The sequence below is a fragment of the Streptomyces sp. NPDC056361 genome, from assembly GCF_042262805.1.
Lineage (GTDB): Bacteria > Actinomycetota > Actinomycetes > Streptomycetales > Streptomycetaceae > Streptomyces.
This window is the reverse complement of the sequence record NZ_JBHJQI010000179.1, coordinates 1-15,653: the sequence shown is the minus strand read 5'-3', so window position 1 is coordinate 15,653 and position 15,653 is coordinate 1. Positions and strand designations below refer to the sequence as shown.

General features: G+C 74.5%; 13 protein-coding genes. 9 read left to right on the top strand and 4 right to left on the bottom strand.

Going from position 1 to position 15,653, the window contains the following annotated elements; genetic code table 11:
• Positions 1-47 precede the first annotated feature (47 nt).
• The 7 genes from ACFCY7_RS35995 (at position 48) to ACFCY7_RS35965 (ending at position 9,280) form a co-directional block, all read left to right on the top strand.
• Positions 48-2,090, top strand: coding sequence for a WxL protein peptidoglycan domain-containing protein (locus ACFCY7_RS35995; protein WP_376490286.1), 2,043 nt, complete (start codon positions 48-50; stop codon positions 2,088-2,090).
• 25 nt (positions 2,091-2,115) lie between these two features.
• Positions 2,116-3,039: a class E sortase gene (locus tag ACFCY7_RS35990; RefSeq protein ID WP_376490285.1), complete on the top strand. Its 924-nt coding sequence runs from the start codon at positions 2,116-2,118 to the stop codon at positions 3,037-3,039.
• A gap of 8 nt (positions 3,040-3,047) precedes the next feature.
• Entirely contained in the window at positions 3,048-3,824 is a 777-nt protein-coding gene (locus tag ACFCY7_RS35985; RefSeq protein ID WP_376490284.1) for a phosphate ABC transporter ATP-binding protein, read from the top strand.
• A gap of 290 nt (positions 3,825-4,114) precedes the next feature.
• A complete protein-coding gene (locus ACFCY7_RS35980) occupies positions 4,115-5,443 on the top strand; it encodes an ATP-grasp domain-containing protein (RefSeq protein ID WP_376490283.1) in 1,329 nt (442 codons plus the stop codon).
• Positions 5,440-6,567, top strand: a complete 1,128-nt coding sequence (locus ACFCY7_RS35975; RefSeq protein ID WP_376490282.1) for a GNAT family N-acetyltransferase — start codon at positions 5,440-5,442, stop codon at positions 6,565-6,567. Before ACFCY7_RS35980 ends, ACFCY7_RS35975 begins: the two co-directional genes overlap by 4 nt.
• Entirely contained in the window at positions 6,564-8,264 is a 1,701-nt protein-coding gene (locus ACFCY7_RS35970) for an ABC transporter substrate-binding protein (RefSeq protein WP_376490281.1), read from the top strand. Before ACFCY7_RS35975 ends, ACFCY7_RS35970 begins: the two co-directional genes overlap by 4 nt.
• Positions 8,261-9,280 (top strand): GNAT family N-acetyltransferase, encoded by a 1,020-nt coding sequence (locus ACFCY7_RS35965; protein ID WP_376490280.1) that lies wholly within the window; start codon positions 8,261-8,263, stop codon positions 9,278-9,280. Before ACFCY7_RS35970 ends, ACFCY7_RS35965 begins: the two co-directional genes overlap by 4 nt.
• Here the strand turns inward: ACFCY7_RS35965 and ACFCY7_RS35960 are convergent.
• From ACFCY7_RS35960 to ACFCY7_RS35945, 4 genes are read right to left on the bottom strand one after another with little or no spacing between them, the layout of a single operon-like run.
• Positions 9,232-10,209: an EamA family transporter gene (locus ACFCY7_RS35960; protein ID WP_376490279.1), complete on the bottom strand. Its 978-nt coding sequence runs from the start codon at positions 10,207-10,209 to the stop codon at positions 9,232-9,234. The genes ACFCY7_RS35965 and ACFCY7_RS35960 overlap by 49 nt on opposite strands.
• Positions 10,206-11,534 carry a serine hydrolase gene (locus ACFCY7_RS35955; RefSeq protein ID WP_376490278.1) on the bottom strand — a complete coding sequence of 443 codons (1,329 nt, stop codon included), beginning with the start codon at positions 11,532-11,534 and terminating at the stop codon, positions 10,206-10,208. The genes ACFCY7_RS35960 and ACFCY7_RS35955 overlap by 4 nt, the downstream gene beginning before the upstream one ends.
• Before the next feature lie 59 nt (positions 11,535-11,593).
• Positions 11,594-11,809: a ferredoxin gene (locus tag ACFCY7_RS35950; protein ID WP_376490277.1), complete on the bottom strand. Its 216-nt coding sequence runs from the start codon at positions 11,807-11,809 to the stop codon at positions 11,594-11,596.
• A complete protein-coding gene (locus ACFCY7_RS35945; RefSeq protein ID WP_376490276.1) occupies positions 11,806-13,029 on the bottom strand; it encodes a cytochrome P450 in 1,224 nt (407 codons plus the stop codon). The genes ACFCY7_RS35950 and ACFCY7_RS35945 overlap by 4 nt, the downstream gene beginning before the upstream one ends.
• Before the next feature lie 219 nt (positions 13,030-13,248).
• Between ACFCY7_RS35945 and ACFCY7_RS35940 the strand changes: the two genes are divergently transcribed.
• Positions 13,249-13,989 (top strand): SDR family NAD(P)-dependent oxidoreductase, encoded by a 741-nt coding sequence (locus ACFCY7_RS35940; protein WP_376490275.1) that lies wholly within the window; start codon positions 13,249-13,251, stop codon positions 13,987-13,989.
• A gap of 223 nt (positions 13,990-14,212) precedes the next feature.
• A partial coding sequence (locus tag ACFCY7_RS35935; RefSeq protein WP_376490274.1) for a LysR family transcriptional regulator occupies positions 14,213-15,653 on the top strand: 1,441 nt, incomplete at its 3' end.

Here is a 15,653-nt window from a genome sequence, read left to right as displayed (position 1 = left end):
GAACCGCGCCGCGGTTCCGCCCCGCCCCTGACCTCTGGAGACCCGCCATGACCCCACCCCGCCCCGCCCGACGGGCCGGCGCGCTCCTCACGGCGCTGCTCGTCCTGCTGCTCGCGTGCGCCGGAATCCCGCACGCCACGGCCGCCGTTCCCGCCGACGGCGGGCAGAACGACAGGAAGGCCGTCTTCGGCGTCCAGCCCTCCGGCCCCCGGAAGCCCGACCAGCGGCCCCACTTCTCGTACGGAGTCACCGGCGGCGCCGGGATCCGCGACCGGATCGCCCTGTGGAACTACGGCTCCCGGCCGCTGACCCTCGACGTCTACGCGAGCGACGCCGTCAACACCGTCGACGGCGGCTTCGACCTGCTCCCCGCCGGCACCGAGCCGACCGACGCGGGAAGCTGGATCAAGCTCGCGAAGAACAAGGTGACGATCCCGCCCAAGGGCCGGGTCATCGTGCCCTTCACGCTCACCGTGCCGAGCAAGGCCACCCCCGGCGACCACACCGGCGGCATCGTCGCCTCCCTCTCCGGCACCGGCAAGGACGCCCGGGGCAACCAGGTCCGGCTCGACCAGCGCGTCGGTGCCCGCGTCTACCTGCGGGTGGCGGGCACGATCCGCCCCGAGCTGACCGTGGACGGCGTCCGCGCCGAGTACCACGGCAGCCTCAACCCCTTCGCCACCGGCAGGGCCACGGTCACCTACACCGTCCGCAACACCGGGAACGTCCGGCTCGGCGCCCGCCAGGCCGTCCGCGTCAACGGCCTCTTCGGGTCCTCGGTCATCGCCTCGGGCGCCCGCGACCTCGGCGAACTGCTCCCCGGCAGCGCCCTGACCGTCACCGCCGAGGCCGACGGAGTCGCCCCGCTGCTGCACGCCTCCGCCGTCGTCTCCGTACAGCCCGTGGTGACGCGGGACGGCGTCGATCCGCGACTGCCCTCGCTGACCCGCTCGGTGCCGCTGTGGACGGTGCCGTGGACGGCGCTCGGCCTGCTCCTGCTCCTCGTCGCGGGCCTCCTGTGGCGCCGGCGGGCGCGGCGGAACGGGCGCGGACGGCGGACGGCGGCCCCGGCGAAGTCCACCGCGAACCCCGAGAACCCCGAGATCCCCGACAAGGAGCTCATCGTGCAGTTCAGACGCCTCTCCCGGCGGACCGTGGCCGGCGTGGCCCTCGCCGCGGCGACGGCCCTCGCCGGCGTCGGCATCCTCATCGTGCCGACCGCCACCGCCGCCCCGCTGGGCACCGCCCGGATCACCCCGGGCGAGGGCGCCGACGACACCAGCATCTCCCTGACCACCTCGGGCGGCTGCCCGTCGCCCGCCACCCACGTCCTCGTGAAGGTGACCGGCAAGGGCTTCCCCGCCGAGGGCAAGAACGTCGTCGGAAACGCGCCCCTCGCCACCTACGGGCAGGACCCCACCGGCACCGGCTTCATCGTGCCGCTCACCATGACCATGCGGGACTACGCCAACGAGGCCGGGTTCACCACCCTCGAAGGGCGCTACGACCTGACGGTGATCTGCCGGAAGGCCTTCGGCACCGACACGTACGGGGACTTCACCGGCTCCCTCTGGTTCACCTCCGGCACCGCCTACCAGGACACCGACCCGGCGGGCCCGAACCCGACCGGCACGCCCAGCGGAACCCCGACCGGTACGCCCAGCGGAACCCCGACGGGCACGCCCACGACGGAGCCCACCGGCACGGCGTCCCCCACCCCGAGCGACACGGCGACCGCGTCGCCGACCGGCACCACCTCGGCCACGGCGACCGCGAGCCCCACCGGCACGCCGTCGGCGACCGCGACCGGCGGCGACACCGTCGGCGTCTCCACCAGCATCCGGCCCAGCACGGCCACCCCTTCGGCCACCGGCACCGGCTCCGACGCGGGCGGCACGACCGGCTCCGGCGGCGCGTCGGGCGGCGGCAACGGAGGCAGCGGCGGCGGGAACGGCGGGGGCGGCGGCCTGGCGGACACCGGCGCCGACCCCCTGCTGCTCGGGATGCTCGCCGCCGCCCTGGTGGCCGCCGGAGCCTTCGCCGTCCGGTGGGCCCGCCGCCGCGGACTGATCACCTTCGGCACCCCCTGACCCCCCGACGTACGGAGCAGACCCGATGACAGCCACCCCCACCCCGGTGGACGTGCGCCCCGCCCCGGTCGGGCCGGCGCCGTCCGGTGCCGCCCCGGCACCCGTCGGGCCGGCGCCCCGCTCCAGCCGACTGTGGACCGTCGGCGGCACCCTGGCGATCCTGGGCGCGCTGCTCCTCGGCTTCGTCGCCGCGGTCGGACCCCTCGGCGACCTCCGCCAGGAGCGGGACCGCCGCGTCGGCTACGCCGATCTGCGCGGCACGCTGGCCGAGGCCACCACGCCGATCGGTCCGTCCACCGAACCGGGCACCCCCATCGCCCTGCTGACCATCCCTCAACTCGGGGTGAAGGAGGTCGTCCGGGAGGGCAGCTCCGGCGACGTGCTGGCCTCGGGGCCCGGCCACCGTCGTGACACGGTGCTGCCCGGGCAGGCCGGGAACAGCATCGTGATGGGCCGCAGGGCGGGGTACGGGGGGCCGTTCCGGCACCTGGACACCCTCCAGCCCGGCGAGTCGATCGGGGTCGTCACCGGCCAGGGCGAGCACACCTACCGGGTGACCGGCGTCCGGCGGGCGGGCGACCCCCGGCCACCCGCCCTCCAGCCGGGGACGGGCCGGCTCACGCTGATGACCGCGACCGGCTCCCCGTACCGGCCGGACGGGGTCCTCCTGGTCGACGCGGACCTGATCTCCCCGCCCCAGCCGGGAGCCGCCCCCGCCTACCGCTTCGGCCACGTCCCGGACGACGAACTCCCGCTCGCGGGACGGCCCTCGGCGTGGCTCCCGCTCGTGCTGTGGGCACAGGCCCTGCTCCTCGCGGCGGGGCTGCTGGTCTGGGCGCGGACGCGGGTGCCCCGCACGCACGTCTGGCTGGTCGGTTTCCCCGTCCTCGTCGCGCTCGGTCTCACGGCCGGCGACCGGGCGGCGCTCCTCCTTCCCAACCTCCTGTAAGGACAGTCGTGGCCTCCCATCTGGACGCACGTTCCCTCTCCGCCTGGTTCGGGTCCCGCAAGGTCCTCAACCGGGTCTCGCTGACCATGCCCGCCGGCCGGGTCACCGCGCTCATCGGACCCTCCGGCTGCGGCAAGTCGACCTTCCTGCGCATCCTCAACCGGATGCACGAGCTGATCCCGGGCGCCGAGCTCGCGGGGGAGGTGCTCCTGGACGGCAACGACATCTACGCCCGCGGGCGGCGGCTCACCGAGGCCCGCCGTGACATCGGCATGGTCTTCCAGAAGCCGAACCCCTTCCCGGCGATGTCGGTGTACGACAACGTGACGGCGGGACTGAAGCTGACCGGCGTCCGGGTCTCCGCCGGCGACCGGGACCTGCTCGTGGAGGAGTGCCTCACCCGGGCCGGCCTGTGGAAGGAGGTCCGCGACCGGCTGCGCCAGCCGGGCGGCGCCCTCTCCGGCGGCCAGCAGCAGCGACTGTGCATCGCCCGTTCGCTCGCGGTCCGGCCGCGGATCCTGCTGATGGACGAGCCGTGCTCGGCGCTCGACCCCACGTCGACGCGGCGGATCGAGGAGACGATCCGGGAACTCGCGGAGGAGGTCACCATCGTGATCGTCACCCACAACATGCAGCAGGCGGCCCGGGTCTCCGACCAGTGCGCCTTCTTCCTCGCCGAGCAGGCCACCCCGGGCGTGATCGTCGAACACGGCCCCACGGACGCGATGTTCTCCAGCCCCCGGGACACGCGCACCGCGGACTACGTGGAGGGCCGCTTCGGCTGAGCCGCGCCGCGCCCGCGGTGGAGGATCGCCGAAGCGGGCGATCCTCCACCGCCCGCCCGCCCGCCCGCCCGCCCGCCCGCCCGCCTGCCCGTCCGCCCGGCCAGGCCTCCGCCACCGCATCCGGCTCCGGTTCCGGGGCCGGTGGGCGGCGCTTCCTATGCGCCTGGCCCGCCGCCTATGCACTCCTCCGCCACACCCGTGACCCCCGGCACACGGTCGCGGTCCACTGGGGTTCCAGTCGAGCGACTGCGGCCCAGGCGACTGCGCCGCGGAATCACGGAGGCGGTTCGATGACCACACCCCTGGCCGACTACGCGAAGTTCGCGGGCAAGCGCATCGCGATCGTCGAGCACATGCAGAACCATCCCTTCGTCCTCGGACTGCACCAGGCGAGAGAGCACGGTCTCGAGGTGTGGCTGCTCACCGGCGACCGGAACTGGTACACCCACGGCCACGACTGGGACACCCACCCCCTGGGCGCGGCCGTCGACCGGGTGATCGACGTCGACACCACCGACCTCGACGCCGTGCTCGCCGCCGTCACCGGCGACGACGGGAGCCCCCTCGTCGACGGCCTCACCTCGTTCTCCGACTACCACACGGTCCTCGCGGCGCAGGCGGCCCGGCGGCTCGGCCTGCCCGGCCCGGACCCCGCCGCCGTGGAGACCGCCAACGTCAAGGACCGGCTGCGGGTCGCGCTCGGGGACGTGCCGTACAACATCCCGCACGTGCTGGTCGCCGACCGGGACGGGCTCCCCGAGGCGGCCCGCCGGCTCGGCTTCCCGATGATCGCCAAGCCGCCCGCCGAGGCCATCAGCTACGGCGTCCGCCGGGTCGACGACATGGCGCAGCTCACCGAGGCCTTCGACGAACTGTCCGCGGTGCGGCGGAGCCTGCGCGGCCAGCCGCGCTCCGGCGAGGTGCTCCTGGAGACGTACGTCGAGGGCGTCGAGGTCAGCGTCGAGACGATGACCGTGAACGGCCGCACCCACGTCTTCGGCGTCACCTCCAAGGACCTGTTCGGCGACCCGGCGTACATCGAGTGCGGGCACACCTTCCCGGTGCCGCTGCCCGACGAGGAGCGCGACGCGCTGTACTCCGTCGTCATCAGGACGCTGGAGGCCATCGGCTACGACCACGGGCCCTGCCACACCGAGGTGCGGCGCACCGAGTCCGGCTGGCGCGTCATCGAGGCCAACCCGCGCACCCCGTCGAGCTGCATGACCATGCTGGTCACCGACGTCACCGGGCGCAGCCCCATCCTGGACGCCTGGCTCCTCACCATCGGCGAGGTCCCGCCGATCGAACCCGTCGTCCACAACGGCGGCGCCGCCGTGCGGATGATCTACCCCCAGCGGCGCGGCACCCTCGTGCGCGTCGACGGCGTCGAGGCCGCCTCCGCCGTCCCCGGCGTGCAGGTGCTGCTGCACGTGGAGAAGGGCGACCACCTGCTCCAGCGCATGGACAACTCCTCCTGCGTCGGCTTCACCTACTGCACGGGCCCCGACCGCCTGGAGGCCCAGGCCCTCGCCGACAAGGCCGCCGCCTACCTCGACTTCGTGGTCGAGGAGGACGGGCCCGACGGGGCGGCCGGCCCGGACGGGGCCGAGCGCCCGTGAGCGGCAACGCGCCGGCGGCGGGACCGGCCGTGGTGGAGCACGTGCCCGGCGCGGCCGCGCTGGACGGGGCCGGCTGGGCCGACCTGGCGGGTCCCGAGGACTTCTTCCAGACCCCGCGCTGGCTCGCGGTGCAGGAGCGCAACTCGGGCACCACCATGGACTTCCTGGTGCGCCGCCGGGGCGGCCGGCCCGTGGCGGGCCTGGTGACCGCCTGGGCCGACGACTCGGTGCCCTGGCTCCTCGCGCGCCCCGACGCCATGCTGGAGCGGGCCGTACGGGAGGAGGACCCCGAGGCGCTGGAACGGCTCCGCGACACGGCCGGCCAGGACCCGGCGTCCCTGCTGCCGTCCCTCGTGTGCGGCGGCCGCCATCTGGGCCGCACCCGGCCGCTGATGGGCGCCGACGCCCGGCCGGAGGACATGGCCGCCCTGGTCGCGGAGGCCGAGGAGCTGGCGCGGGAGCGCGGCGCGGCCACCGTCTGCTTCCCGCACGTCGACGAGCGGGACACCGGCCTGGTGGACCTCCTCGACCGGCGCGGCTACCGCTCCCACCCGTCGGCGCACTACGCGTGGCTGCCCGTCCCCCCGGGCGGCTGGGACCAGTTCCTCGCGGAGATGACCCCGCACCGGCGGCGCCGGGTCCGGCTGGAGCGCCGGGCCCTCGACGAGGCGAAGATCGACGTCCGCATCGAGCCGATCACCCCGGAGCTGGCGCCCCGGCTCGGCGAACTCGACTGCAACCTGCTGCGCAAGTACGGCAACCCGGCCACCCCCGAGTACTCGGCGGGGCTGATCCGCTGGATCGGCGAGGTCATGGGCGACGACGCGATGGTCTCCGTCGCGCGCAAGGACGGCGTGCCCATCGGCTTCGGCATGGTGCTGCGCAACCGGGCCCAGGGAACCGAGGAGTGGTTCGGCCACCGCGCCGGCTTCGACTACGAGGCCCAGGGCAAGCTGCCCCTCTACTACGACGTCCTGTACTACCGCGTCCTCGAGGCCGCGGCGGAGCAGGGCGTGCCCGTCCTGCACGCCGGCATCGGCAGCGTCGAGGCCAAACTCGCCCGGGGCTGCCTCGCCGCCCGGGAGCACTCCTTCCTCCTGAGGCTCGAAAGGACACCACGATGAGCGTTCCCGCACGCCCCGGAGCCGGCTGGGACACCGGCGTGGGCGCCCTGGTCAACCCCTCGGACCGGCGGGGCGGAACCCTCCGGCTCGCCTCCTCCGCCGACGTCGACTCGCTCGACCCGGCCCGCACCTACTACGTGTGGGTGTGGCTGCTCCAGCGCATGCTCAACCGCACCCTCATGGCCTATCCGACCGACCCGGGACCCGCCGGTCTCGTCCCCGTCCCCGACCTCGCCGAGGGCCCCGGGCAGGTCGGCGACGGCGGCCGCACCTGGACGTACCGGCTGCGCCCCGGCCTGCGTTACGACGACGGCACCCCGATCACCGCCGCCGACGTGCGCCACGCCGTGCAGCGGGTCTTCGCCCAGGACGTGCTGCCGGGCGGCCCCACCTATCTGATCCCGCTCCTCGACGACCCGGACCGGCCCTACCCGGGGCCGTACCGCACCGACCGGCCGCTGGCGTCCGTCCAGGTCCCCGACGACCGCACGATCGTCTTCCGGCTGAGCCGGCCCTTCTCCGACTTCGACCACCTGATGGCCCAGCCGTGCACCGCGCCGGTGCCGCCGGCCGCCGACACCGGCGCCGACTACGGAACGGACCCGCGCTCCAGCGGCCCGTACCGCGTCGCCGAGCACCGGCCGGGGCGGCACCTGCGGCTGGAGCGCAACCCGTACTGGGACCGGGACACGGATCCGCTGCGGCCCGCGCTGCCGGACCGGGTGGAACTGGCCATCGGCCTGGACGTCGACGAGCTCGACGCCCGGCTGATCGCCGGCGAGTTCGACATCAACCTGGAGGGCCGCGGGCTCCAGCACGCGGCCCAGGGCCGGATGACGGCCGACGACGTGCTGCGCTCGCACATCGACAACCCCCGGACGAGTTTCCTCCATTTCGTCGCCGTCCAGCCGCACATCCCGCCCTTCGGCGACGTCCACGCCCGCCGGGCCGTGCACTTCGCCGCGGACAAGATCCTCCTCCAGGAGGCCCGCGGCGGCCCCGTCACCGGCGGCGACCTGACCACCGCGCTGTTCCCGCCGCGGCTGCCCGCGCACCAGGACCTCGACCCGTACCCCACCGGTCCCGACCTGCGCGGCGACCTGGCGGCGGCCCGGGCCGAACTGGCGGCCGCCGGGCTCCCGGACGGCTTCGAGGCGGTGATCGGCACCCAGCGCGGCAAGTTCCGGCTGGTCGCCGACGCGCTCGCCGAGTCGGTGGCCCGGGTCGGCATCCGGCTCACCGTCAAGGAACTCGACGTGGCCACGTACTTCAGCCTCGGGGCCGGCCACCCCGGCACCGTGCGCCGGCACGGCCTCGGGCTCATCGTCACCGACTGGGGCGCCGACTTCCCCACCGAGTACGGCTTCCTCGCCCCGCTCGTCGACGGCCGCCAGATCCGCCGCAACGGCGGGAACTGGAACCTCCCCGAACTCGACGACCCCGTGATCAACGGCCTCATCGACGAGACCCTCCACAGCACTGATCCCGACGAACGGGTTTCGCGCTGGCGGGCCGTGGAACGACGGGTGATGGACCACGCCGTACTCCTGCCCCTCGTACACGACAAGACCCTGCACTTCCGCAACCCCTGGGTCACCAACGTCTACGTCCACCCGGCCTTCGGCCTCTACGACGTCCAGGCGATGGGACTCGCCGCGGACGCGCCGTCCGCACCGATCCGGAAGGACCCCGCATGAACGACGCCCCCCACGACCTGGAGTTCGTACCGCTCGACGCGGACGACGACGAGACGGTGGGGCAGTGGCTCGACCTCACGGCCGTGGCGACCGCCGCCGGCCCGCGCTCCGCACCCCCGTGCAACGTCGACCTGGTCGGGTCGCTGAGGTTCGCGCCGCCCGCCACCGTCCTCGACGACTGGGTGGTCCGCGCCGGCGACCGGGTCGTCGGCTCGCTGCGGCTGGCGCTGCCCGAGGGGGCGGCGTCCGTGCGCGTCGACCAGCTGCTCGTCCACCCCGGGATGCGCCGCCGCGGCATCGGCCGGGCGCTGCACGACCACGCGGTGTCCCTGGCCCGCAAGCACGGACGGAGCTCGCTCACCGCGACGGTCGTCGAGAGCCTGCCCGCGGGCCCGCCCCAGGACCCGGCGCCCGCCGCCTTCGCCGCGGCGACGGGCGCGCACCGGTCCGGGATCCCGGCGGGCGTGCACCAGTGGCTCGACCTGGACCGGCACGATCCGCTGGCCGGCGGGGTGCCCGCCACGCCCGCCGGGTACTCCCTCGTCACCTGGGGCACCGTCACCCCCGACGAGCACGCCGTACCCGTCTCGCGGCTCGAACTGTCCCTGGGCGACGCGCCCGCGGACCCGGCCCAGGAGGACGTCCGCGCCAGCTACGCCCGGCAGTTCGAGACCATGCGGGTCGGCCGCGGCCGCCGGGCCCACCACACCGGGGTGGTGCACCGGGCGACCGGCACCCTCGCCGGCTACACCAGCGTGTCCAAGACCACCGGCAACCCCGCCTACGCCCTCCAGGGCATGACGGTGGTGCACCGCGATCACCGCGGCCACCGCCTCGGCCTGCTCCTCAAGCTGGCCAACCTGGCGTACGTCCTGCGGCACGAACCCGGGGTGCGGCTGATAGAGACGGCGAACGCCGAGGACAACCACCCGGTGATCGCGCTCAACGCGGCGATGGGCTTCGAGCCCTACGACCGCTGGGTGTTCTGGACCCGCGACGTCGGTTCGTCGGACTGACCCGGCCCTGCCGGGGCCGCCGGCCCCGGCAGACCGCGGACCGTCCCGCCCGCCCCGCCGGCGGGCGTCCGGCCCCTCGTGGTGCCCACCAGCACGCCGACGACGACCGCCGCGCTGGACACCGCCGACCAGGCGGTGAGGCGCTCGTCGAGGAAGATCCACGCCACCGCGACGGCGACGACCGGCACCAGCATCGAGAACGGCGCGACCGTCCCCGCCTCGTACCGCTTGAGCAGGGTCGTCCAGATGCCGGAGCCGACGACCGTGCCCGCCAGCGACGTGTACAGCAGCGCCACCAGACCGGCCGCCCCGGCGGGGCCGAACGACTCGCCGAGCGCCCGCCAGCCCGTGGCCGGGCCCTCCAGGAGCGCGGAGAGGGCGAGCAGCGGCACCGGCGGCACGACGGACATCCACAGCGCGAAGCGCAGCGGATGGTCCGGCCTGGCCTGCCGGCTCGCGACGTTGCCCATCGCCCAGCCCAGAGCCGCGAGCAGCGTCAGCAGCAGCGGCAGCAGCGCCGCGCCCTGGGCCCGCTCCACCGCTATCGCCGCCATGCCGAGCACGGCGAGCGCGATCCCCACCAGCTGCCGCCGGCTGATCCGCTCCCCGAACAGCAGGCCGAGCAGCATGGTGAACGGCGCCGAAGCCTGCACCACCACCGACGCCTGCCCGGACGGCATGCCGAGGTCGATGGCGAGGAAGAGCAGCGCGAACTGCACGACGCCGAAGCCCAGTCCGTAGATCACCAGCCAGCGGGCCGCGACCTTGGGGCGCGGCACGAACAGGACCACGGGAACGGCCAGGACGAGGAACCGCATCGCCGACAGGAACACCGGCGGGAAGTGGTCGAGCCCGATCCGCACGGCCAGGAAGTTCAGCCCCCACAGCACGGCGACGAGCACGGCGAGCAGCCGGTCCCGGACGCTCACCGGGCGGGGCTTCCGGCGGAGGACCGCGGCCCCTCGGGGCCCGACGCGAGCAGACCGGACTCGATGATCCGGCGGCCGACCCCGCGCAGGAACACCCCGTCGCCGATGAGCTTCTGCTCGGCCGCCGCCTGCCGCAGCACGACCGCCCAGGCGACGCCCGCCCGGTCCTGGACCAGCCAGCAGAACGTCATCACACCCGGGCTCGAACCCGCCTTGAAGTAGACCCGGGACCACCGGTCCCGGTCGACGGGGATCCCCGGGTAGGCCGTGAGGATCTCCTCCACGACGCCCGTGGAGTCCCGCTCGCTGTCCTGCCGCAGCCCGTCGAGGGCCCGCAGCACGTCGTGGGCGTCCATGTGCCAGTCGAGCCCCAGCTGGTGCACCGTCTCGCCCAGGTCGCCGATGCCCACCGCGATCGGCCCGGCGACCTCGGCGAGCAGCGCGCGGCGCCCGGCCTCGTCCCGCCGCGCCCACTCCGCGCGCCGCTCCGGATCGCCCCAGCCCAGTTCGAAGACCTCGTGGCTGGTCAGGAACGGCCGCATCAGGGACGGGTCGTGGTGCCCGGCCGGGCCCAGGGCCCGCTCCACCGCGTCCCGGCCGAGCAGGTCCATCACCAGGTCGGCGGCCGTGTTGTCACTGAGCACGATCATCTTGTGCGTCGTCTCGCGCACCGACACCCGCGTCCCGTCGGCGAGTTCCTGCATGTCGCCGGTGGGCAGGCTGCGCAGCTCCGGCGTCAGCGTGACCTCGTCGTCCCAACTCACCCGGCCCTCGTCGATCGCGACGAGGAGCGCCCGCAGCAGGAACAGCTTGTACACCGACCCCGTGGGCATCGGCCGGTCGGCGGCCGACTCGTGCAGGACGACCGGGCCCGCGGGGTCGAGCCGCGCGGCGAGCACGGAGTGCTCCACGCCGGCGGTGCCCAGCAGGTCCTCCACCTCGTCCCAGGAGCCGACCTCCGGGACCACCGTCTCGGGCTGGAAGGTGAGGAGGCGCAGCAGACCGCTGGAGTCCAGGGTCAGCGACAGGAGGTGCCGCGTCCCGCCCCCGCCCAAGGTCACCCACCCCTTGTGGGCGACCGGCTCGTACGCCTCGACCGTGAACGGCCCCTTCTCCCGCCACTCCCGGAGCCGCTGGGTGAAGCCCCCGCCGAGCCCGAACGGGAAGGACGGCACGAAGCGCCCGGCGAGGGCGTCCTCGGTGGCGAGGTCGGGTGCCGTGAGCAGCTCCACGGCCCAGCGGGCCGCCGCGCCCATGGGAGAGTCGTCGTCGGCGAGCGCCGCCTCGGCGGCGGACGGGACGGAACCGGCAGCGTCGTTCATCATCGCTCCTTGTCGGCCGCTGTGCGGGGGACGGACGTGCGGGGTGCGCCGAGCGGCCGGGATCAGGCCTCGGTGACCGTGATGGCCGCGCAGGGGCACAGCTCGGCGCACAGCCGGGCCGCGTCGTGCAGCTCGGGCGGGGGAGTGGCGTTCAGCAGGACCACGGTCCCGGTGTCCGGGTCCTGGTCGAAGATCTCCGGCGCACCGGCGGCGCACCGGCCCATGGCGCAGCACGCGTCGGTGTCGACCGTCACGGTGAGCCGGTCCACGGCGCTCACCAGGTGACGGGCAGGGCGCCGAGGCCGTAACTCGACACCTCGTGACGGAAGTCCAGCTCGTCGAACGGGACGGCGAGCCGGGCACCGGGCATCCAGCGCAGCACGGCGGCGAGGATCTCCTCGAGCTCGACCCTGGCCAGCCACTGGCCCAGGCACTGGTGCATGCCGTGGCCGAAGGCCAGGTGCCGGCGGGCGTCGCGGTGCGGGTCGAGGCGGTCGGGATCGGGGAACACCCGCTCGTCCCTGTTGCCCGCGGACAGCGACAGCACCACGCCCTCACCGGCCCTGATCAGCACGTCGTCGAGCTGTACGTCCTCGATCGCCGCCCGGGCCAGGCCGTTCTGCACGATGGAGTGGAAGCGCAGCAGCTCGTCGACCGCCTGCGGCAGCAGCTCCGCGTCCTTGACCAGGGCGTCGGCGAGGTGCGGGTCGGTCAGCAGGCTCAGCAGGCTGAGGCTGGCCTGGCTGGTGGTCGTGCCGTGGCCCGCCACGAGCAGCAGCCGGCACATCGGGACCACTTCCTCGACGGTCAGGTGCCCCGGGCGGACCTGGTCGAGCACCAGCCGGCTGATCAGGTCGGAGCCGGGATCCGCCAGCCGCTCCTCGACCAGCTCGCGCAGGTACCCGTCCAGCTCGTCCCGGGCCTTCCCGACCTGGTCGGGCGTGTAGCCGCGGTCGATGAGGATCGCGCTGCGGGTCTCGATGAACTCGCGGCGGTCGTCGCCGGCCCCGAACAGCAGGGTGATGACGCGGGACGGCACCGGGATGGTCAGCCCCTGCACCAGGTCGACGGGCCGCTCCCCGGTCACCAGCTTCGCCAGCGTCTCGTCGAGGAGTTCCCGCACCGCCGGCCGCAGGGCCTCGGCCCGGCGGGTCAGGAAGTCGCGGGTGAGCATGGAGCGCAGCCGCGAGTGCTCCGGGTCGTCCATGCGGATGAACGACGCCGACTTCGGGTTCGCCCGCACCAGCGGCGAGGTGCGGGTCAGCATGGGGAAGCCGGGCGCGCTGGTGACCGCGGTGAGGCGCCGGTCGCCGAGCAGCGCCCGTACGCCGGCGTGCGAGGTCACCAGCCACACCTCGCTGCCGTCCCACAGGGTGACCCGGCTCGCGGCGCTCCCGGCCCGCAACTCGGCCAGCCGCGGCGGGGGATCCACCGGTGAGACGCGGGGCATCGGGTACGCCGACGCCTCCTGCCGCTGTCGAGGAGCCGTCTCGCTCATCTTCCACCGCCCAATCGCCGTGCACGGAACGCCATGTCGTGCAGCCAATCTGCCGGAGCGGCGAAGGCCGTGCCCGGGCGTCTTCCGCGGTCGCATAACCCGGCGGAAACAGTCATAACCAGGAACGGGATGAGGGGCCCGCCGTCTCCGTATTCTCCGGAAATCCGTACGCCGGAATTCCGTCGGCCGGGGCGGCGGCGAGACCACAGGAGAGACACGATGACCGCACTGCAGGGAAAGGTCGCGCTCGTCACCGGGGCGAGCTCGGGGATCGGCGAGGCCACGGCCCGGATGCTGGCGGCCGAGGGCGCCGCCGTGGCCGTCGCGGCCCGCCGGGTCGAGCGACTGCGGTCGCTCGCCGACGAGTTGGCCGCCGCCGGGGCGAAGGTCCACGTCGTCGAGCTCGACGTCACCGATCCGGCGGCCGCGGAGGAGGCGGTGCGCTCCACCGTCGAGGCGCTGGGCGGCCTCGACATCCTCGTCAACAACGCGGGCCTGATGCTGCTCGGGCCGATCGAGGGCGCCGACCTCACGGACTGGACCCGCATGATCGACACCAACGTCCTGGGCGTGCTGTACATGACCCGCGCCGCGCTGCCGCACCTGCTGGAGAGCCGCGGGATCATCGTGCAGATGTCCTCCATCGCGGGTCGCACGGTCGTCCGCAACGCCGGCGTCTACCAGGCCACCAAGTTCGCCGTCGGCGCCTTCAGCGAGACGCTGCGCCAGGAGGTCACCGAGCGCGGCGTGCGCGTGGTGCTCATCGAACCGGGCACCACCGACACCGAGTTGCGCACCCACATCACCCACGCGCCGACCAAGGCCGCCTTCGAGGAGCGCGTCGGCAGGATCCGCAGGCTGAGCGCCGACGACGTCGCCGAGGCGGTCCGCTACGCCGTGACCGCACCGCCGCACGCGACCGTCCAGGAGATCCTCGTCCGCCCCACCGACCAGGCCTGACGGCTATCGCCCCGGTCTCCGCGCGCTCTCGGCGCGCGGCGGCGGGGAGCGGCAGGAGAGGGCCGCCTGCCATGATCGATTCCGCAATTCCGGAAAGACAACGGGCAATTCGACGTTGATTCTTCGATGGAAAAAGGAATCGAAATTGTCGCTCTTGGTGGAGTGGGAGCCGGTTGCCGACGGGACGGAATGTCTGTCCGCCATCAGTCGGAACGATCTGTCCTTGCTGGCCGCGGTGGGACAGTACGGCGACATCGCGGAAGTGGCCCGGCGCGCGGGCGCCCGGCACGGCACGGTGGACCGCCGGCTCGACCGGCTCGACCGGGCCGTCGGCGCCCCGCTGACACTGCGCGGCCTGCACACCGCGAAGCTGACGTCGGCGGGATCCCGCCTGCTGGTCGCCGGACGCCGCTTCTTCCGCCGGATCGACCTCGCCGCGCGCACCCAGCTCCTCGGCCACCGCTCCGAGGCCGTCGACGCCCCCGAGGTGCTCTCCCTCGCCACCACGGCCCCGCTTCCCGAGGACGTGGTGGAGGACGCCGCGGCCACCCTCGGCCTGCTCCTCGCGGTCCGCCACGAGGAGCCCAACCAGGTCGCCGCGCACCTCACCGACTACCTCGTCGACGCGGCGTACACCTGGACCACGGGCGACGCGCCGCGCCACTCGCCGGAGCGGCCGACCCGGACCCACGAGGTCCTCGACGACCCCCTGTGGGTGATCCTGCCGCGGGACCACCCGCTGGCCGCCCGGTCCCGGATCTCGCTCGCCGACCTGGGGGACGAGACCTGGGTCTCCGAATCGGGGCCCGCGTCCGAGATCCTGGTGGCCCGGGTCTTCCAGGCGGCCGGCCTGCCGGCGCCCGCGCGGCTCCAGGTCGCCGACGCCTCGGTGGTGCGGGGCATCCTGAGCCGCGGGGACACGATCGGACTGGGTTCGCCGGCGCACCCGGCCGCGCACGCGCCCTCGCTGGTGCGCCGTTCGCTCGTGGAGCGCCCGCGCCGCACCGCGAGCCTGCTGGCCGACCCCACGGTCGTGCCGCCCGCGCTGGCCGCCCGGCTGGCCGCCCTGATCGCCCGCGGCCATCTGCGCCGCTTCGCGGCGGACCACCGCGACCTCCTCGACGAACCCTGGTGGACCCGCTGGCACGCCGAGCAGTCCCGGCGGCACGCCGACCCCGCCGGGACCGGCCCGCACCCCGGCGCGCCGGCGATGCCGCCCGAGGGGCGCAAGCTGGACGTGGAGGACCTGCACCTGCTGCGGGCGGTGGCCCGGCACGGCAGCATCAACCGGGCGGCGGCCGTGCTGTCCATCAGCCAGTCCGCGCTCACCCGGCGCATCCACCGGCTGGAGCACGCGCTCGGCGCGCGCCTGCTGCTGCGCAGTCCCCGGGGCACCAGCCTCACCGGGCCGACCCGCCGGTTCCTGTCCCTCCTGGACGGGTACGAGGCCGACTTCCGGGAGGCGGCCGCCGCCTGCCGGGCCGCCGGGCGGGCCCTGCCGTCCGGCCCGTGGCCGGCCGGCCACGCCGCCGCGGCCGCCGTCTCCGGCTACGTCACCGCCTCGGACTTCGCGGCCCACCACGCCGCCCACCTGCGTTCGCGCGGGCTGGCGGCCACCTCCGTGGCCTGGGGCGTGTGGGAGGAGACCGGCATGAGCCGCAACC

Bases quoted from the DNA above. Each gene is read 5' to 3' on its own strand.
- ACFCY7_RS35995 (WP_376490286.1), top strand. From the start codon at position 48: ATGACCCCACCCCGCCCCGCCCGACGGGCCGGCGCGCTCCTCACGGCG.
- ACFCY7_RS35990 (WP_376490285.1), top strand. From the start codon at position 2,116: ATGACAGCCACCCCCACCCCGGTGGACGTGCGCCCCGCCCCGGTCGGG.
- ACFCY7_RS35980 (WP_376490283.1), top strand. From the start codon at position 4,115: ATGACCACACCCCTGGCCGACTACGCGAAGTTCGCGGGCAAGCGCATC.
- ACFCY7_RS35970 (WP_376490281.1), top strand. From the start codon at position 6,564: ATGAGCGTTCCCGCACGCCCCGGAGCCGGCTGGGACACCGGCGTGGGC.
- ACFCY7_RS35965 (WP_376490280.1), top strand. From the start codon at position 8,261: ATGAACGACGCCCCCCACGACCTGGAGTTCGTACCGCTCGACGCGGAC.
- ACFCY7_RS35955 (WP_376490278.1), bottom strand. From the start codon at position 11,534: ATGATGAACGACGCTGCCGGTTCCGTCCCGTCCGCCGCCGAGGCGGCG.
- ACFCY7_RS35945 (WP_376490276.1), bottom strand. From the start codon at position 13,029: ATGAGCGAGACGGCTCCTCGACAGCGGCAGGAGGCGTCGGCGTACCCG.
- ACFCY7_RS35940 (WP_376490275.1), top strand. From the start codon at position 13,249: ATGACCGCACTGCAGGGAAAGGTCGCGCTCGTCACCGGGGCGAGCTCG.